Raw genomic sequence first — 19,502 nt, 5'->3', positions numbered from 1 at the left:
TGCCAAAGCCGGGATCTGTAGACTACGGGTCCAGACCCTAGAACTCGTGCCGATAGGAGATGCCCAGTCGGCGCTTTTCGCCGAAGCTGTTGTCGACGTAGTTGGCGAACACCGCGACCGTGTCCTTGGCGGTCAGGTGGTAGGACAGACCGCCGGAGATCGCCATGCCCGAAAAGTCGTCGCCTCCCCGGGACACGACGCCGCTGCCCATGAGTGTCAGCGTCTCGCTGAGCGGCCGGAACCCGAAAACGCCGACATAGCCGCTCTGGCTGCTCTGCTCCAACACGATCGTATCATTCAGGATCAGGTCGTACCCGGATTTTTCGGACTCGGTATGCGAATAGCCGAAAGGCACGAACAAATGCCATTTGCCGGTCTGCACCCCCATTTGCGTCAATGGAACGAAGCCTCCAATGGAATAGCGGGTTTGTACGGAGTCGTCGTCAAACTCGGTTTTCGCGGCAGAGAAGGTCACGATGGCGAACGGAAACAGGTAGGATGCGCCAAGGGTCCAGTGTCCGTTTTCGCTGATCCGGGCGTTGACCTTTGTCACCGGGCCAAAGGCCAGCGAACCGGATATTGCAACCTCATCGGTGTATCCGATGCCCAGCTTCGTTGCGATCTTTGTCGGGTCTTCGGGGGCCTTCTCCTGAGCCTGCATGCCGCAAGGTGCGAGCATGAGACCGGCCAGCGCACAGCCCCTTAGTTTCTGCCGCCGCCTGTCCAACACAGGGGAGCGCGCGGAAATTCTGCTTCGGGTCAATTCCATGAGAAAAATCCTCCAGTTGGTTTCCCAGCAAGGCAGCACGTCCGTCGGTTCTCTCATATCCGACCCCACAAACCTTCATCTGGACAATAGGATCGAACTTATCGAACTCCAGTTTGCATCACTATTCATTCATGGTCATCGGATGTCTGTTCGCCGGGCAACCGCCCGTCGCGGGACAGCAACACTGCAATCCAGCGAATGGCGGGAATTTCGGCGCAAATGACCATTGTCACGACCATCATCGGGATCGCCAGAAACGCTCCAATACCGCCCCAGAGGGTCGCCCAGAAGGTCAAGGAAACCATCACCATGAAGGTGCTGAGGTTGAGTGATCGTCCCTGCATGGACGGCTGCACCACGTTGGAGATGAACTGATCCGCGGCGCCATAGCCAAACAGAACGATGAGGAAGGGCGTCAGGCTATCGAACTGGATCAGGGCGAGCAAAGACGGCAGCGCGATCCCAATGAACGCCCCGATGTTCGGAATGAACCCGGCCAGGAACACGATCAGAGCCAGAAGCGATGCGAAGTCGAGATCAACCCAGGTGAATATCGCGAACGCGACCACACCGCTCATGGCGCTCGTCACCGCGTTGACCCACATGTATTGTTTCACGCCGAGCGAAATCCTCTGCAGGACCTTTCGGGCGCGCTGCGCTCCCTCATCCGTCGTGAACAGCCGGGGCATCTTCTCGACCCAGGCGGCCCGTTCGGACCCCAGGAACACCAGGTACAGCGTCACCAGGATGAGCATTGAAAGGGCGCCGCCGAATTGACCCGCGATGGCCGCGATCCAGGCCCCAAGGTCGACGTTCTGGACCGCGTTGCGGCCGGCATCCAGAACTCTGGCCCCCATCAGGCTTTCCAGTTTTTCCAACAGGTCTTGCAAGCGCTCTCGATACATCGGCAGGGCGTTCTGGATTTCGTCGGCTGACGACGACACGATCGAGCCGAGAACGAGAACCGTTCCGATGATCAAGGCTGTGCCCAGGATTTGAGCCAGAAAGGCAGGCGGCGACCATCCGAGAATTTTTGTGCTCTGGATCTTGTCCACGAGCGCGGACGAGAGGATGAAAAGCAGGCCTGCGATAGTGAGCGGTATCAGGAAATCACTGGCGAACCACAAGAAACCGATTGAAAGCGCCAGCGTCCCCAGAGCAAAAAACCATGTCGGAAGCGATCTTCTGTTCTGGTCTTCATGTGTCATTCGGCAGCATCGGTTCTCTTGCGCGTCCAACACATTAGTAGCGTCGAAGCCGTTGGTTACAAGCCATCATGGAAAGTGGCTCACATGTCTCGGACTGGGTCCAAAGCGTCCGTATGATGCGTCGCCTCTGGGAGCGGTCCGATTATGTCGAACGCTTCAGAACAGCGCGATCCGCCTCACGCGTCTGCGTTGGAAAGTCAGCCATGACTTGGGGTTGCATTCCATGTCTGTTCGTCGACACTCCGCTGGAGGAACCACGCGTCGCGGATAGAAGCTTCACATCACATCAACCGGTGCCATCGTATGACCGTGAAACACGCATTTCGACAGACGTTTCCGTGGATTGCCGGCATCGTTTGCGCCGCGCTCGCCGGGCCAGTCGCGGCAGATCGCGCTGAGCAAAGTGAGCCGCGCCCTGAAGTTGCGCCCGGAATTATTCCACAGATCGGCGTGATCCTGAGATTTCCCGACGAGCTTCTGCTTCGTGATCCCGAGAAACCCGAACCCCCGTCCGAACCGGTCGTTTACGACCGGAAGTTTCCGATCGGCGGGCAGGAGGCCATCGAGCGCGGCTTTGGTTTGCCGCTTCCATGGGGTCTGTCAGTGATCGGCGTTCACAACCAGCAGAACCAGACCATCGAAAGCGTCTCCGTGGCGCTCGGACGGAACGTCTTTCCACCAAGTGATAGGCCGTTGATCGATATACCGTTCGTGGACGCCCTGTCCGCGAGCACGACAACCAGCGAGCAGGTCAAACTGGATCTCTGGGTGCTGCCATTTCTCAACGTGTTTGCCAGCGTGGGGCGCGTGCGGGGCGATGTCGACCTGACGGTGAACGTGAACCTCGAAGATATCGGCGAGGTTTGCGTCGAAAACCCGATACCGCTGCGCCCTCCGATCTGTGTCGGCAACAACCTGTCGGGGACGGTCGTTCTGCCATTCGTCACGCGCGTGAATCGTCAAAGTTTCAGCTTCGGGACGACGGGCGTTTATGCCAGTGGTCGCTGGTTTGGAACCGCAACCGCCGCTTTCACGGTGACGCGGGGCGAGAAATCCAGCGACATCAAGTCGTTGACAGCCGGCGCAAGGTTCGGTCGTCGCTTCGTGTTCGGCGGTGGGCACATGTTTTCACCCTACTTCGGCGTGTCTTATCTGGACATCGAAACGCGGGTGTCGGGGCGAACCCAGATGGGCAACTTCTTTCCCAATGGTGACAGCATCAACGTCAACTACGAAGCCAGTATCGAAAACACCGACAAGCTGTCCGGGGTTCTGGGGTTCAACGTCAATTTCAGGAACGGGGTCGCCCTTCAGGCCGAGTGGAACAAGAACGGCGGCAGCGAACGGGTGGTTGCAACGATCCAGAAACGGTTCTGAAAACTTCCTTGCGGAGGCTCGCCTTGTCCCGATCCGCTCCCAGCCAATCGCACCGCGCGCATCGGCCTGCCGGCGTGTCAGACGTGTGGACTTTGATGCGCTGATCGGCAACCAATGCCCGGGAAGAAGGGTGGCGATGATCGCAGGCGTACGGAACAAGCGCTCGGCCACGATCAGGAGTAACGGATGACGGCCACCGAGGAAATTCTCAGCAATTTGCCGAATGTGGCGACCGTCACGCTGCTGGTCGTGTTTGCACTGATCGTCCTGCAGGAGGCGGTGAACGGTTTTCACGACACCGCGAACGCGGTCGCCACCGTCATTTACTCGAACGCCATGCGCCCAGCACAGGCTGTGTGGCTGTCGGCCTTCCTGAATTTTCTGGGTGTTCTGCTCGGTGGCACCGCTGTGGCTTTCGGCCTTGTCTTTCTGTTGCCCAAGGAAATGGTCGCCGGTATCAACACTCCGAACGAGGCTGCGCTGATGCTGGCGCTGGTCCTCTCGGCGATCGCCTGGAACCTCACCACCTGGTGGTTCGGTATCCCGAACTCCACGACTCACACCTATATCGGCTCGGTCATTGGCGTCTCGATGGCGCATGCGGCCCTGACCGGCACGTCGATGATCGAGGCGATGAATTGGCCGCAGAGCGAGAAAATTCTCGTCACGCTGCTGATCTCGCCAATCTTCGGGTTCGCCTTGGCCTGGCTCCTCTACAAGGGCGTCAAACGCTGGTCGCGCGACACGCGCATGTTCGAACCACACCAAACAGGCGTCGTGCCGCCGGGCACCATCCGCGCTCCGCTGATCGGAGGGCTGATCGGGGTCTCCTTCCTGCATGGCTCCAATGACGGACAGAAGTCCATCGGGCTGATGCTGATGACATTGATGGGGCTGGCACCGGGCCTGTATGCGGTCGATCCGGTGAAGGACCAGGCCAGCTATCGACTGACACTCGAAGTGATCGAGGAGATCGAGGACAGCGTTGCCGCCCATGCCAATGATCCGAGACTTCCCAACGCCGCGGTTTTCCTGCGCGAGATCGAACATCTGAAAGACGTGGCACACCGGGACTGGCAGGAACGGCCGATCAGCGCCGAAGAGAAAATCCGGTTTCGAAAGGAAATCCTGGACGTTCACGAGGCCTTGGGAAGGGTCATCGACTCGTCCCGGAAACTCGACGTCTTTGACGGGGAGGAGCGCCGCAAGCTCAGGCACGCCCACCGGGAGACCACACGTCTGATAGAGGATGTTCCCTTCTGGCTGATCGTGGTGTCGGCCGTGGCATTGGGCACGGGGACCATGATCGGCTATCGAAGGATCACCAGGACCTTGGGCGAAAAGATGGGCGACAAGCCGATGAGCCCGGCGCAGGGCCTGTCGACCCAGATGGCAGCGATCGCGGCCATCGCGGCTGCGGATGGGGGCGGCGTTCCGGTCTCGACCACGCATGTTCTGACCGCCGGCGTGGCCGGATCCGTGCAATCGGCCGGGGACCGGATCCAGTGGGTGATGATCCGGCGGATCCTGATCACATGGGTCACGACCTTGCCCGGAACGGTGCTCTTGTCATTCGTTCTGGGGCTCGTATCGCACGGGATTTTTGCCTGAAGCCGACATCGTTCGCGGGCAGGGCGGTCGTGCAGGCTTGGCGTTTGACGGATTGTGTCGCGTTTCATCGGGTCCGCGGTTGTGAAACTGATTTTCCCACCGCGGATCCGGTGCTCACTACTTAGAACAATCCCGCAAGACTTGCGCGGGTCTAAAGGTCAGGAACGCTTTCTCTGCCTCAAGTTCGTTGTTTGACGCAGGAAGTTTGGGCCGCGATGACCATGTTACACGCCTTTGTCTGCGGTCAATGTCGTTGTCGGGACTTGGCCGGTTTTCGTCCCGCGAACACGGCAGAAGCCTGCGCACGGTGGCAAGCAAGAAAGGGAGATGCCACGAGGGCGTCTCCCTTCCAGACCATTGGCGACAGGCTGTCAGTCGAACGCGTTAGTCGCTCGCTGCCTTCATCGCCGCCTGGAGCTTGGCCTTGTCGGCCTCGCTCAGTTCGGGACGGTCCACCTTGATCGTCAGCTTCTCGAGCGTCGCCGTCAGCGGGAACGGCGGCTTGTAGTCGGCGTCGTTCACGCCGGTCAGCGTGTCGGACCCGATGTCGAAGCTTTCGTCCCACTGCAGGATCATCGGCAGCGTCTGTTTCATCTGCTGTGTCTGGACGTCCTTGCCGTCGACCCGCAGGGTTCCGGTGCCGCCTTTTCCGACCCCGCCGAAGTCGTTGTAGGCGAGCGTTCCCGCGCCCATCCCGTCATATTTGAAGTCGAACTCGACGACATGTTTGCCCGGGCTCAGGGCTTCGGTTCCCTCCCACTTGATCCGGTTCAGATCAACCATGTTCCACAGGAACACGGGCTTTCCATCCTTGAGGTAGAAGCCATAGCCGCCGAACCGCCCGCCAGAGGTAAGGATCATGCCTTGTGCCGGTGTGCCTTCGGGCACGTCGATTTCTGCCGTGATCGTATAGGAGGTGTTGAGCAGCAACGGAGAGTCGCCCTGCGGCAGGCCGATCATCGGTCTCGTATAGACGAACTCCGTCCGGCCAGCCGTGATGTTGGGACGCGGCGCGACGATGCGGGCCGCGACCGAGGCATCGAGCGGAAGGACCTGATACTTCTTGGCTTCCTCGAGGAAGAGCGCCCGAAGCTCCTTGACCTTTTCAGGGTTGTCCGCGGCGATGTCGTTGGTCTGGTTCATGTCCTTCGTCAGGTCATAAAGCTGGAACACCTGGTTGTTCAGAGGGTCCGCGTTCGCCGGCCCGAAGGCCTCCCATGGCGCGCGATTGACCTTGGTGCTCAGCAGCCAGCCCTCGTGATAGAGCGCCCACTGGCCCATCATCTCGAAATACTGGGTGGTGTGCCGGCTCGGCGCATCGGCATTCGCCTTGTCGAAGGTGTAGGCGAAACTCGTTCCCTCGATCGGCGATTGCAACACGCCGTCCACTTCCAGCGGGGCCTGGATCCCGGTGATTTCGAGGATCGTCGGCACCACGTCGATCACATGCATGAACTGGTCGCGGCGCCCGCCCTTGTCGGTGATCTTCGCGGGCCAGGATACGACCATGTTCTGCCGGATGCCGCCCAGGCGGGAGGCGTTCTGCTTGAACCAGTCGAAAGGTGTGTCAAACGCCCAGGACCAGCCGGCGGACATGTGGTTGTAGGTCTCTTCGGTGCCCCAGACATCGTACCACTTCATCTGGGTCTCGGCCGGGATCTCGTTCAGGCCGTTGAAGAAAGCGACCTCGTTCGGCGTCCCGAGGGGGCCGCCCTCGGCGCTCGTTCCGTTGTCGCCGTTGATGTAGATGATCAGAGTGTTGTCGATCTCGCCGATGTCCTCGATGGCCTTGATCACCCGTCCGATCTCGTGATCGGAATAGGCGGCATAGGCGGCGAAAACCTCGACCTGCCGTATGAACAACTTCTTCTCGATATCGGTCAACTTGTCCCACGGCTTGAGCATTTCCGCCGGCCAGGGGGTCATCGTCGCATCCTCTGGAACAAGACCCAGCTTCTTCTGGTTCTCGAAGATCGTTTGCCGGAGTGCTTCGTACCCGTCGTCAAAGAGGTTCATCGCCTCGATCTTTTCCACCCATTCCTTCGTGGGGTGGTGCGGAGCGTGGGTCGCGCCCGGTGCGTATTTCACGAAGAACGGTTTGTCAGGGGCGATCTGGTGCAGGTTCGTGATGTGCGCGATCGCGTCATCGGCCATCGCCGTGACCAGGTTCCATTCCGCATCGGTCTCGTCGAACGGATAGATCTGGGTGGTGTTGCGGAACAGGTTGGGTTGCCACTGGTTGGCGTCGCCACCGACGAAGCCGTAGAAATACTCAAAGCCCATGCCGGTCGGCCATTGGTCGAACGGGCCGGCCTGGCTGGCCTGGAAGGCGGGCGTGTTGTGGTCCTTGCCGAACCAGGACGTGGCATAGCCGTTGTCGAGCAGGATCCGCCCGATGGTTGCCTTGTCCTCCGCGATGATGCTGTTGTAGCCGGGGAAGCCGGTCGACTGTTCGGCGATCACGCCAAAGCCTGCCGAATGATGGTTGCGTCCGGTGATCAGCGCCGCGCGGGTCGGCGAACACAGCGCCGTCGAATGGATGCTTGTATAGCTCAGGCCCTCGGCCGCGAGCGCGTCCATCGTGTCGGTCGGGATGACGCCACCGAAGGTGCTGGGGACGGCGAAGCCCGAATCGTCGGTGATGATGAGAAGGATGTTCGGAGCGTCTTCGGGCGGGGCGATCTGCGGTGCCCACCAAGGTGTTGAGCTGAGTGCGTCGTTCTCGATCGTGCCGCCGAACGGCATCGGCGGATTGGGCAGTTGCCGTCCGTCGATCGTCGTCGTCGCATTCGGCGCGCCCGCGGGCGCCTGGGCGAACGCGGGGGACAAGGCCGGCAGAGCTAGAAGCAGCCCCGTGGCGATCAGAAATGGTAACTTGTGTGCGGACATCGTTGTCGCTCCCCCAGGCAATTGGAAATGGCCTTCAACATCCCTGAACGAACAAGTCGCGCTATTCGGTTCGCGTCCGAGAAGGAACGCGGAGCCCGGCTTCACAGGCGCAACCTGCGGGTCGTCCACAGACGTGACCATCAGATCGGACGATGAGCTTGATCATTCGGGGATGACTTGATCTGGATCAATCAAACGGCTGAAATTGGCGATCTTGCAAAAGAAATAAAGTCGTTTGAGTGCGGTTTGACGCGTTGTCTGGCGGAGGCACAAGACGTCAATTGCAGGCATCTCTGAGATGCGGAAAATGCCATCCGGTTTGGATAGGTTGGCGTGCACTTGCCCTTGAAAACTGGCATTTGCCGACGGAGGGCTTGGCGAAGCGGCTAACGTCTTGGAAACGTTCAGAATGACATCTCGAGAATAGCCGTAGCTCCCAGGACACCGATGTCCGGGCGTCGTCCGCGTCGCTGGTCCAGAAGTGCTCCTCTATATGACAGAGAACGCGCTGTTCGTCCGGCGGTAGCTTCCGGGTACCGTGCGCCGCATGGTCCGATGCCTTTCCGGTTTGCGTGGCACCGATTATCGGCCCGACCCCGAGGCGCCAATCATGAGAACTGGAAACGACAGGTCGTATTTGTTCTGGGCCTTGTCGACCAACGCATGGGGAAATCGTTCGGATTTGCTGACACTGTCCTCGCAGTGACCCAGTCCGCGCGTCCGATAATCCCGGAGACTTTCCTGGGTCAGGCGGCAGAGACCGAAGGTTTGCCCGCTACCAATTTCCGTGAAGCTTCCGCGGCCCGGGCTGCGGCGCTAGCTTCGGTTGGGTCGGCAAGACATGGCACGGTAGGACACAGGTGCAACCGTGAAAAGAAGGAGGAGGCGCAAGATGGATCGGCACACCCTGAAGGGGCTTGAGCACCAGGCTGGGCTGTCGCGGCCGGCGTCGCCGCATCTCTCGCTTTCCCGCTCTTGGCGGGGGCTGGTCAGGTGCTCAGGGCTGGACCTGCCGTCGTGGATACGACGCGGTCGGAGATGAGACCTGCGCAGCGATAACCCCGCGCGACAATGGGTCCCTGCGATCTTTCGACCTGGACTATCGATGCGATCTCGGTCCCCTAGAATTGCTCTCTTAACAGAAGCGTGTCTGGGCCGGGATGGCGTTGCGAGCCCGGATACGACCCGGCGGTGGATGACTGCGTTGCAATCGACGCTAGCGTCGAGGCATGTCCGTTTGGTGTGGCTCAAAGAATGGTGTCGCGACCGTGTCTGAGGTACGGACCTCCACCTCGTTCAGACGGACGCGACCCAGTCCGCCATCTGCGGTAGAAGGACGTTCAGACCAGCCTGGAAGGCCCCAACGATTTCGGCCGGCGCATCACCGGGCGAAGGGACGGATGTCGTGAAGGACCGGTTGGCGAGCACGCGTTGATCGTTGTCACGCAGAAGGGTCAGTTGCATTGCCATCCGGGCGACAAGCGTCTCCCCTTCGATCTCTACTTGAAATGCGTCGATTCGGGTCAGCAGGGCCAGATCCGGCACAGGTCCACCCTCGGCAGTCCCGACATAGCCCAAACGCCCGGTCCCGGAAATCGAGCGGATCAGCAACGATTGCAGCACGGCCGGCAATTCGTCCGGCCAGCGCGCGTCAGGCAGGAACGTGATTGCCGATGGCGTCGGCTTGACCATGATGCGGTCGGTCAGGATGCCTGCCGGGCCCGACGGACGCGCCACCACAAGCGTGCGTCGGGTCCGTCTGCCGGCGGTGGAACCTGGAACGGGTGTCAGGTCATATGTGTCCAAGGTCGCCGAAGCCGCGTTCAGAGACGCCAGAGCGCCACATCCCGAAAGGCTTGCGGCTACCCCGGCCAAAAGGCTGCGTCGGGAGAGTTTCACCACATCCATTCTTCTACCTCCGGTATTCGGGCACGCGGTCTTCCAGGAAGAACCGGGCAGGGTCTCTTTCGATCCGTCTGACCAGTTGTTCAAGGGACCGCACTAGACTGCGTGCCTCCGTGCCCAGCCTGGACAGTTCGCTCAGGCCGGTGCCTGTGAATGTACGGATGCCCGGAGCCGCCTGTCCAACCGTCGTCTGCACCTCTGCGACGACGGCATCTGCCCGCGCGATCAGGTCGCGCAGGTCGCTTGTGACGGCGGGAATGTCATCGGACACACGGGCGGTCGCTTCGTTGATCCGCGCGGCTGCCGAGCGGATATCCTCCAGCGTCGGGCCGAGATCGGTCGCCAGTACCCCGGATGCAGCGTCAAAGGCCATTTCTGCCGCAGACAGCGCACCGTCGGCTGCGGCGAGGGTCTCGTCAAGACCGTCCAGCGTGCTGCCGGCCCTCTCCAGAACCCGTGTCGCCGTGGTCAGGGCGCCCTGCGCATCTGCCGCCAACGGATCGAGGCGCGCGGTCAGGCCGGTCAGGTCCGCGGCGACACGATCGACCGCCTGCGATGCCGTGGCCGTTGCGCCGCGAATATCGGATACCAGAGCGGGCACATCGGTTTCGATCACGGTTTCGACGTTTGTCAACGCTCGTCCTGCGCTTGCCAGAACAGTGCGCGCCTCCGACACCAGCAGGGTGCCGTCGCCATCCACCAACGCGTAAAAGCTGTCGGCCGCCTCTGTGACGGCGACAAATGCGGTGTCGGCTTCGTTGAGAGTGGTCTCGAGTTCGGTCAGACGCGCGTTCGCCAGATCGGCCATCTGGTCAAAGCCCGCCAGGGTGTCGTCGCCGCGGCTGGACAGGGATGTGACCGCCAGGTTCAGCGAGTCGACCGTGTCGGAAATGCGCGCGACGATGTCCGGAATTTCGTCGCGCATCAGGCTTTCGGCCTGGGCAAAGGCGCCCTGCGCACTCTGGATCGCCGTGCCGGAGTTGCTGACGGTTTCCGACACCGTATCGAACGCACCGGTCGCGGACGCAAGTGTTTTGTCGGCATTGCCCAAGGTCGTCTCGAGCTGTGCGCTGATGCTGTCCAGTCGCGACGTGAACAACGTGATCTGTTCGGTCGCGGTTCCCACTGTCCCCGTGATCTGAGAGAAATCCGCCAGTGCCTGCTGCAGGTCGCCCGAGGCCGCATCGAGGTTCTTCAGGATACTGCCTACAAAGGCCTGGTTGTCCGGCCCGGTCAGGGCCTGGAACTGTTTGATCAGTTCGGTCACTTCGGTGAGCAGGTCGGGCGCGTCCTCGACAAGTTGCTGCACGGTGGATCTGCGCGACCGAATGATCGGAGGACTGCCGTCTTCCGTCGTTAGCGGCGGGGCGTCAGACCGGGTATTCGACAAAGAGATGAAGGAGACTCCGGTCACGCCGGATGAGCTGAGCTGCGCCACCGTGTCCGTTCGCACCGGCGTGCTGGCATCGACTTCTATGCCGACATACACCTTGGACGGGTTCGTTTCGGATATCCGCAACTCGATGACCCGCCCCACGTTGATGCCGTTGAAGACGACATCACCCGAGGCGGCAAGGCCCGTCACGTCGTCAAACAGGATGCCGTAGGACGCATATTGCCGGTCAAGCTGGACGCTGGACAGCCAGATCAGGAAGATCAGCGATCCGATGATCCCCAGCAGCGTGAATGCCCCGATCAGAATGAAGTTTGCCCGCGTTTCCATCACGCCAATCCGCTTGCTGCTGCCCCGACAGCTGCACGTGCGCGAGGACCCTGAAAGTACTCTTTAACCCATGGGTGATCGATTTCCAGCATCTCCTCCATCGTGCCGACCGCAAGAACCTTCTTCTCGGCCAGCACGGCAACGCGATCGCAGATCGCGTGCAGAGAGTCGAGGTCATGGGTGACAAGAAAAACGGTCAGGCCCAACGCGGTCTGCAATTGGCGGATCAAGGTATCGAATGCGGCTGCGCCGATCGGATCGAGACCCGCGGTCGGCTCATCAAGGAACACGATTTCAGGGTCAAGTGCTATGGAGCGCGCAAACCCGGCTCTCTTGCGCATGCCGCCGGACAATTCGGAAGGATACTTGCCGTGCGCGTTCTCGGGCAGTCCGACCATACGCACCTTGATCCCCGCCATCGTTTCGCGCAACGCGTCCGATATCTCCAGTTGTTCGCGCATCGGGGCTTCGACGTTCTGGCGCACGGTCAGCGATGAAAACAGGGCGCCATCCTGAAACATCACGCCCCAGCGGCGGCGCAAGGCGCGGTATTCGGCATCGGAGGTGTCGCGCACGCTCTGGCCAAGCACTTCGATCTGGCCCGCGTCCGGTTTCAGCAAGCCAACGATCTGCTGCAAGAGCACGGATTTCCCGGTGCCCGAGCCGCCGACGATGCCGATGATCTCGCCGCGTCGCACGTCCAGATCGAGGCCTTCGTGAACCACGTGGTCCTTGAAGCGCTTGTTCAGCCCTCGCACCCTGATGACCGTGTCTTCTGAGCCCGTCTGTTCGGACATCACACCCCCACCAGCGCAAAGAAAACGGAAAATACCGCATCGACCACGATCACCATGAAAATCGCCAGCACCACCGAGGTCGAAGTCAGCCGCCCCAGGGATTCCGCGTCGCCACCCACCTTGAGCCCTTCGTAGCAGCCGATGATCCCGATGATCAGCGCAAAGAACGGCGCCTTGATCATTCCGACGGCAAAGTGCCAGACATCGGTGTTGGCGACCAGCCGCGACTGGAACACCGCGGGCGATACGCCAAGTTCGATCCACGACATCAAGGCCCCGCCGATCAACCCGGTCAGATCGGCGATGAAGCCCAGCACAGGCAGTATCAGCACCAGTGCAAGCACGCGCGGCACGACAAGGATCTCGATCGGATCCAGCCCCAATGTGCGCATCGCATCGACCTCCTCGCGCATCTTCATCGAGCCGATAGCAGCGGTGAACGCAGAGCCCGACCGCCCCGCCACGATGATCGCAGTCAACAGAATGCCCAGTTCGCGCAGGATCGAAATGGCGATCAGATCGACCACGAAAACCTCGGCCCCGAACTGGCGCAATTGCGCCGAGCCCTGAAATGCCAGCACGATCCCGATCAGGAACGCCATCAACGCGACGATCGGAACAGCCTTGAGGCCGACTTCCTGCATGTGGTGGACAAGTGACGTCATTCGCAGGCGGCGGGGATGAAAGACGAGGCTCGCGATAGTGGCGATGACCTGCCCGAGAAATCCGATCATCTCGATGGCGATGTGCAGGCCGCCGACGACCGTGCGTCCGATCTCCTCGAGCCGGTCGAACAGCGTCACCGGACGTTCGTCGAGCGCCTCTTCCGGCGGCATGTTCTGACGAACGGTCTCCAAGAGTTGTCGTTGCGGCGCACTGGCTCCTCGGATCGCGATCTCATGCGACGTGTCGGACACCTGCTGCCGGAGCTGCAGCAGATACCAAGCGCCGGCGGTATCGAGATGGGCAACGTCGCTGATATCAATTCCCGTCGCATCACCGAACTCGCCATCGAGGGTTTCGATCGTCTCGATGACCAGATCGCCGGACAGGATGATCACTTGATCCTGGCTGCGAAGGCTGGCCTGCGGGGCCGTCCGACCCTTGTCTTGGCCAGCTTGCATCTATTCAAAGTCTCCTAACCAGTGGCAAAGCGTGCGCCTGGCCCCATCGAAACCGCACGGCGGCCCTGGATTTCGAGTATCGACCCTCTGCGCAGGTCTTTCAAACGTGATTTTGAGGACCACACGCAACGTGACACGTCAATCTGCCCGCTAAACCCCGAGTCGGGCGGGGGTCTGCGTGTCGTCCATTGGGAAAGCCCCTGATGTGTCACGTCAGAAGGATTGTTCCGACGTTTCCCGGTGACAAGACGGGAGGCATTTGAGCCTGCGCGTTCGGCCCTCTCTCTGGAGACTGGGTTCAAAATCAAACGTTCCCCATGCTCCTGCGTGTTTCTACTCTCTACACGCCGGTTCCAACCGACTGGGGCACGTCGTGCCGTTCAGAAAGACTGACCGACGTAGAAATACACAAAACTTTCGTTCTTGTCATTGAGGGTGAGATCGAGCGAGACGTCGAGGTCGAACTCCTTGGACACACGATAGCGCCCGCCGATGCCCCCGGCATAGCGGGTCCCGCTGTCAAACGAGAGGAAATTGCGCCGGACATCGCCCACCCCCGCAAACGCGACGTAGCCGAAGCGTTCGTTGATGCGCCCACGGTACTCTGCCTGTGCGGTGACCATCTGGTCGCCGTAGAACTCGAACAGGGAAAACCCGCGAATCTCGGAGCCCAGCAGGCATGTTTCGTAAAAGGGGGCCCGATCCTGCACGGCACATCCTGCCAGGCGGGCTCCAATCACCGACCGCTCGCCCAGCGACCAGAAATGATCGTAGCCGATGATCGACCGCGTGTAGGTCAGGTTCTGAACCCCGGAAGTTTCGTTATAGGTCAGTTCCAGATCAAGAAGACCGCCTGTCGTCGGATAGAAGGTATCGTCGCGGGTGTCCCATTGTCCCACGACCCCGACAGTTGCGATCGACAAGTCCGAAATATCCTGGATTTGCTCGGGAAGGTCCGTTCCATTGATGCCGGAAAGCCGGCTCTCGACATAGCGGAGCGAAAGCCCGGCAGACAGGGTTTCCGTGAAGCCGTACCGGAATTCGCCCTGGACGGCCGCCCCGTCCTGTTCGATGCGCACGGGCTGACCAAGGATGAAGAGTTCGTAGCTGAGGTCGGCTGCAGCGAGAAATCCGAAGCCGTTGTAGCGTTTGTCGGCAAACGAAAAACTGCCGCCAAGCGCACCCGCGCGGCTTCCTTCGTTGGCTCCGAAGACTCCGCCGCCGATGAAGCTGGTGTCGGATTTTTCGTCGGCCTTGAAGAGATAGCCGCCGCCCAGAACGACGCCGGTACCGAAGGTGGGATTGTTCACGGGAATTGGGACCGCCACGAAGGACCCCGCGCCAAAGCCGGTTTTGTTCTCGGCCTGCGGTGGATCGGCCGCGCCAGTGTCTTCAGTCGCAGCGTCCTGGGCTTGCGCCTCCCCGGCAAACGCCAGAAGGATCAGCCCCAGAACGATCGCGGGACCGGAAAGTTCAGGGAGTCCGGGTCTGCGCGTTGCGCGTGATTTCGGTTTTGCAGCCATTCGCGTTGCGGTTCCAGATCCGTTGAGTGCCGCTGGCCCCATTGCACCGGCACCCGATTGGTTGAGCGCAACGATAGCAGCTTACCTTCTAGCGCCAATAGACTTCTTCGCGCTCCGGCATCAATCCGTCAGGGGAGTGTCCGTTGACCGAGGCGCCCGGCGGACGCCATGACCTATTGCACAATGCGCTCGGCGACTGCGAGTCCGTCTGCGATGGCGGCCGAGGGATAGAGGATCACTCGTTCGCCTTCCGACAGACCCTCGAGCACTTCGGCGACGACGCCGTTGTTGCGGCCGATCCGGACAACGCGCAGGGCGGCAGTCCCATTCTGCGCCACGAAAACAGACCAATCACTGCCGGTTCGAAAGAGGGCGCTTGCCGGAACGCGCAGGGCATCCTCGCTCCTCCAGATCACGATGCGCGCCTCGACGCGATAGCCATGGCCCAAGGCCCGCCGCTGCTCCGCCTGTCCGGTCAACGCAATGGTGACGGGAACGCGTTGTTCCTCGACCCCGAGCGCGGAATACTCGGTGATGCCGAATGGATCGATCCGGCGCACCTGCCCGTCGAGCGCTTGCGGTCCGCCCCAATCTTCGATGACAACCGGATCACCCACTTCGACCTGCACCGCGTCCGACGAAATCAGGTCGACAACCACCTCGAGCGAGCCGTCTATATCGCCGATTTCCATGATAGGTGCGCCGGCCGGCAGTGTTGTCTCGCTCTGCTGGATGATCCGAAGGATTCGCCCGTCGGCAGGGGCGTAGAGCGGGATGTCATCGCTTCCCGCGTTTCCGATGGCCGCGGCAAGCCCCTGGTCGTCAAAGCCGATCAGTTGGGCGCGCGCGTTCGCAAGGTCTGCCTCGCGCACCGAAATCGCGGCCTCGGCTGTCTCGACCGCAGCCTCGGCGATCCGGAAATTCTGCTGGGCCCGATCAAAAGCCGCTTCGCTTGCGATCTGTCGCTCTCTCAACTGGCGCGCGCGTGTCAATTCGGTCTCGGCCAGGTCGCGGTTTGCAATGGCACCGTTCAGATCGGCGCGGGCGACCCGCAGGGCCGCCTCTGCAGCCCGCACGACCGCCTGCGCCTGCTCGCGCGTGCGCACGTCCAGCGCCGCGGGGTTGATGGGCAGCATATGCGCCACGACGGTCTCACCCCGCACCACCGGATCGCCGGGATCGACCTGAACGCGCTGCAGGCGTCCGGCGACCGGGGTCGAAACAACATAGGCTTCGGCCACCCGGGTGCGGCCTTCCTCGTCGATGGTGACCATCATCGAACCGCGTGTCACCGCGCCGAGGTCGACCATCACGGGGCGGGGCCAGAACGCCGCCGCCAAGATACTCCCGAGCACAAGGACAACGACGGCGGTGAGGATCAGACGAGACCGTTTTCTTGCTTTTGCCATGTCCTATTCCCGTGCCTTGAGGGCTTCGACCAGATCGGCCCTGTCGAGGTCGCGTTTGACCAGCCATCCGGAGATGAGGGCCGCGCAAACAACGACAAGCGTGGCCTGACCATAACTGACTGGGTCGAAAATGGCCGGAATCTGGTATAGATCGGTTGAGAAGCCCGCGGCGATGCCGAAGGACAGATAATAGCCCAGAAGCGCGCCCACCGGCAGCGCGATCACGGTCACCACGGCAAGTTCGCCGAGCAGGACGAAGGCGGCCTCGGCCCGGCTGAAGCCGATCACGCGCAGGCTGGCCAGATCGCGGGAGCGTTCGGCTAGCGCGATGCGGGCGGCATTGTAGACGATGCCGAAGGTGATGACGAAGGCGATGGCACCCATCACGTAGCGGATCGCGCCTGCGCCCTGGTTCATCAGCGCGACGAAGGCGTCGCGCGCTTGCGATTTGACGCTGACGCCCGCAACCGTCGGCATGTTCTGGAGTGCTGCATAGATCCTGTCGGACTGGGCCGCGTCGATGTTCAGGTAGGCGCCGGAAATGCGCCTCGGCTCGCGCAAGGCACGGTTCAGCGCCTCCATGTCCATGTAGGCGGGCGACCCGAGAAGTGTCCGCGCTGTTCCGGCCACGGGAAGTTCGAGCAGCGGCTGGCGTCCTTCGCGCACGTCCACCTCCAGCGTGTCGCCGGGCGAGACCCCGAGCATGTCGGCCAGCACATCGGACAGAACGACGCCGTGGGCGGGCAGGGGGATCGGCACGAGATCGGCGTCAAGCGCCCGGTTGAGCTCCGGCGCAGCCGGCAGCCCGATCAGTACGCCGCGATGGCTTTTCAGGCCATGGCGCAGCACGACGCCGACGTTGCGGACCGGTTCCGCGCGTTGCACGCCCGACAGACGCACCAGTTCAAAGAGCGTCTTGTCGCTGATCGGATGCGTGAAACTGACGCTGACATCGCTGCGGTCGACGACCGAGAAGGTGAGATCGATCGTCCGGTCAAAACCGGCATAGATCGTGATCATGGCGACCGACAACGCCATGCCCGAGGCGATCCCGATGACAGATCCGGCCATGCGCACGGGCTGGCGCGTCAGGCGGCGCAGCACCATGCGGGACGGCTGGTCGAGAAAGCGGTTGAGGCTGAGGCCGATACGGCCCGTTCGGGTGAAATTGGGCGGGGTCGGTGGGGACATCGCGGTCGCAGGCGTCAAGGCAAAGACGCGGCGCAGGACCAGAAGGCCCCCCGCGGAGGCGGACAGGATGCTGACCGCCACTCCTGTCGCGAATGACGCCGGATCGAGTTGAAAGACGAGGAAAGGAAACTTGTAGTAGTCCGTATAAACCGAAATCAGCGCCCGCCCCGCCGCGATCCCGCCAAGGCATCCGGCAAGGGCCCCGCCCGTCGCTATGGCGAGGATCAGTTTGAAGTAATGCCCGCCGACCTCGGCGTTCGTGTATCCGAACGCTTTCATCAGCCCGATCTCCTGGCGCTCGGACTGCACCATTCGGCCGATGACGATGTAGAGCAGGAAGGCCGCGACCGCGAGGAAGATCGGCGGCACGCCGACGGTCGCGGCTTCCAGCCCCGAGATTTCCTCGGACACGAAGCGGTTCGACAACTGGTCCGCCAACGGATAGGCGCCCGAGCCGCCATAGGGTGCAAGCACGCGATCGACCTCATCCAGCACCGCATTCTCGGATGCGTCCCGCGCGAGGCCGATCAGCACCTCGTTGAACGCGCCAGCCATGTCGTAGGCGGCGGCGAGGCCAGAGCGGCCCATCCAGATCACGCCAAAGCGCGCATCGTCCGGCACCAGTTCACCGGGTGCGGTGGTGTATAGGAATTCGGGCGATTGCGCGAGGCCGACGATGTCGAAGCTGCGGCGCGCGCCGTTCATCGTCGCGCGCAGGCTGTCACCCGGCCGCAGGTCATGCGCCGTGGCGAAGCTTTGCAGAAGAAGGATTTCGTCCGACCGCCCGGACGCGGGCAGGCGGCCGTCCGTCAAGAACACGTCGTTCAGCGCGGGACGCCCGCGATCGGGCAGCGACACCGCCTGTGCCTGCACCGGCAGGGTCTGATCCGGCACGTCGATCAGCGCGCGCCCGACAACGCGGGTCTGCGCCGAGGACACTCCGGGAATCTCGGCGAGACGATTCGCCAATCGCTCCGGCGCGCGGGCGACGGGTGCGAAGATGTCGGCAAGGCGGCAACGGTCATAGTACGCGTTGCGTGTTTCCGAAAGCGAAGCGACGAGACCGGTCATCATGACCAGCATCAGCACGCCGACGGCGATCACCGCGCCGATCGCGCCAGCCTGTCCCTTCACGCGCCAGAGGTCGCGCAGCAGCTTATGATCCAGCGGGCTCACCAGGCGATCTGTTCCGGGGTCAGCTTGTTTCGGTTCTCGACGATCTCGCCGATGTTGCCGTCTGCGAAATGGATCACCCGGTCGGCCATCTGTGCCTGACTGGATGCATGCGTGACCATCAAGACGGTCGAGCCGAGCCGCGCGTTCACATCCGCCAGAACCTTCAGCACCGACCGCCCCGTCGCGCTGTCCAGCGCCCCCGTGGGTTCGTCGCAGAACAGCACATCGGGTTGCTTGGCGATGGCGCGGGCGATGGCGACACGCTGTTGCTCGCCGCCGGACAACTGGGCGGGAAAGTGATCGGTGCGCTCCTTCAGTCCAACCAGGGACAGCGCTTCGTCCGGGTCCATAGGATCGGCGGCGATTTCGGTTACCAGTTCGACGTTCTCGCGCGCGGTGAGGCTGGGCATCAGGTTGTAGAACTGGAAAACGAAGCCGACATGGTCGCGCCGGTAGCGGGTCAGCTCCGCGTCGCTCATCTCGTGAAGGCGTTGATCGCGAAACAGAACCTCACCCGCCGTGCCGCGATCCAGCCCGCCGATGATGTTCAGAAGCGTGGATTTTCCCGAGCCGGATGGCCCGAGAAGAACGACGATCTCGCCCGCAGGAATTTCAAGGTCGACGCCGCGCAGCGCGTGAACCGCCGAGCGGCCCTCGCCATAGACCTTGGTCAGGCCCTTCGTCGCGTAAGCCGGAAGTTGCATGTTTGTCGGGATGCCTTGCATTGCGCCATCTTGCAACGGTCATGATCGCACGCAACCACAATGAGGTTGGCATCATTTTTATTCCCTGTGGAGGAT

The 19,502-nt window shown here is 61.8% G+C and carries 13 protein-coding genes; 2 read left to right on the top strand and 11 right to left on the bottom strand.

Features of this window, described 5'->3' with window-relative positions:
• Nucleotides 1-37: 37 nt before the first annotated feature.
• Together JF290_RS18170 and JF290_RS18165 are read right to left on the bottom strand one after the other, a co-directional pair.
• Entirely contained in the window at nucleotides 38-661 is a 624-nt protein-coding gene (locus JF290_RS18170) for a hypothetical protein (RefSeq protein ID WP_199026322.1), read from the bottom strand.
• 233 nt (nucleotides 662-894) lie between these two features.
• Nucleotides 895-1,977, bottom strand: coding sequence for an AI-2E family transporter (locus JF290_RS18165; RefSeq protein WP_268912035.1), 1,083 nt, complete (start codon nucleotides 1,975-1,977; stop codon nucleotides 895-897).
• Between the two features lie 450 nt (nucleotides 1,978-2,427).
• Between JF290_RS18165 and JF290_RS18160 the strand changes: the two genes are divergently transcribed.
• Together JF290_RS18160 and JF290_RS18155 are read left to right on the top strand one after the other, a co-directional pair.
• Nucleotides 2,428-3,354: a hypothetical protein gene (locus JF290_RS18160; protein ID WP_199026320.1), complete on the top strand. Its 927-nt coding sequence runs from the start codon at nucleotides 2,428-2,430 to the stop codon at nucleotides 3,352-3,354.
• A 186-nt stretch (nucleotides 3,355-3,540) separates the two neighbouring features.
• The gene (locus JF290_RS18155) at nucleotides 3,541-4,965 is read left to right on the top strand and encodes an inorganic phosphate transporter (protein ID WP_199026319.1); all 1,425 of its coding nucleotides are present in this window, start codon (nucleotides 3,541-3,543) and stop codon (nucleotides 4,963-4,965) included.
• A 384-nt stretch (nucleotides 4,966-5,349) separates the two neighbouring features.
• On the opposite strand, the gene JF290_RS18150 is transcribed toward JF290_RS18155, so the two are convergent.
• The 9 genes from JF290_RS18150 to JF290_RS18110 form a co-directional block, all read right to left on the bottom strand.
• Entirely contained in the window at nucleotides 5,350-7,854 is a 2,505-nt protein-coding gene (locus JF290_RS18150; RefSeq protein WP_199026318.1) for an arylsulfatase, read from the bottom strand.
• 1,296 nt (nucleotides 7,855-9,150) lie between these two features.
• Nucleotides 9,151-9,762, bottom strand: coding sequence for an ABC-type transport auxiliary lipoprotein family protein (locus JF290_RS18145; protein ID WP_199026317.1), 612 nt, complete (start codon nucleotides 9,760-9,762; stop codon nucleotides 9,151-9,153).
• A 4-nt stretch (nucleotides 9,763-9,766) separates the two neighbouring features.
• Nucleotides 9,767-11,482, bottom strand: a complete 1,716-nt coding sequence (locus tag JF290_RS18140; protein WP_199026316.1) for an MlaD family protein — start codon at nucleotides 11,480-11,482, stop codon at nucleotides 9,767-9,769.
• Nucleotides 11,482-12,279: an ABC transporter ATP-binding protein gene (locus JF290_RS18135; RefSeq protein ID WP_199026315.1), complete on the bottom strand. Its 798-nt coding sequence runs from the start codon at nucleotides 12,277-12,279 to the stop codon at nucleotides 11,482-11,484. The genes JF290_RS18140 and JF290_RS18135 overlap by 1 nt, the downstream gene beginning before the upstream one ends.
• Entirely contained in the window at nucleotides 12,279-13,403 is a 1,125-nt protein-coding gene (locus tag JF290_RS18130) for an ABC transporter permease (protein WP_199026314.1), read from the bottom strand. The genes JF290_RS18135 and JF290_RS18130 overlap by 1 nt, the downstream gene beginning before the upstream one ends.
• Nucleotides 13,404-13,783: 380 nt before the next feature.
• On the bottom strand, nucleotides 13,784-14,926 hold the full coding sequence (locus tag JF290_RS18125; RefSeq protein WP_199026313.1) for a BamA/TamA family outer membrane protein: 1,143 nt from the start codon (nucleotides 14,924-14,926) through the stop codon (nucleotides 13,784-13,786).
• Between the two features lie 173 nt (nucleotides 14,927-15,099).
• Nucleotides 15,100-16,335, bottom strand: a complete 1,236-nt coding sequence (locus JF290_RS18120; RefSeq protein WP_199026312.1) for an efflux RND transporter periplasmic adaptor subunit — start codon at nucleotides 16,333-16,335, stop codon at nucleotides 15,100-15,102.
• A gap of 3 nt (nucleotides 16,336-16,338) precedes the next feature.
• Complete coding sequence (locus JF290_RS18115; protein ID WP_199026311.1) at nucleotides 16,339-18,702, bottom strand: ABC transporter permease; 2,364 nt, start codon at nucleotides 18,700-18,702, stop codon at nucleotides 16,339-16,341.
• A complete protein-coding gene (locus JF290_RS18110; protein ID WP_199026310.1) occupies nucleotides 18,699-19,406 on the bottom strand; it encodes an ABC transporter ATP-binding protein in 708 nt (235 codons plus the stop codon). The genes JF290_RS18115 and JF290_RS18110 overlap by 4 nt, the downstream gene beginning before the upstream one ends.
• Nucleotides 19,407-19,502: the final 96 nt, after the last annotated feature.

Source organism: Sedimentitalea arenosa (assembly GCF_016428585.1).
Taxonomy (GTDB): Bacteria; Pseudomonadota; Alphaproteobacteria; order Rhodobacterales; family Rhodobacteraceae; genus Sedimentitalea; species Sedimentitalea arenosa.
The sequence above is the reverse complement of the archived record's forward strand: the minus strand, read 5'-3'. Positions and strand labels throughout refer to the sequence as shown.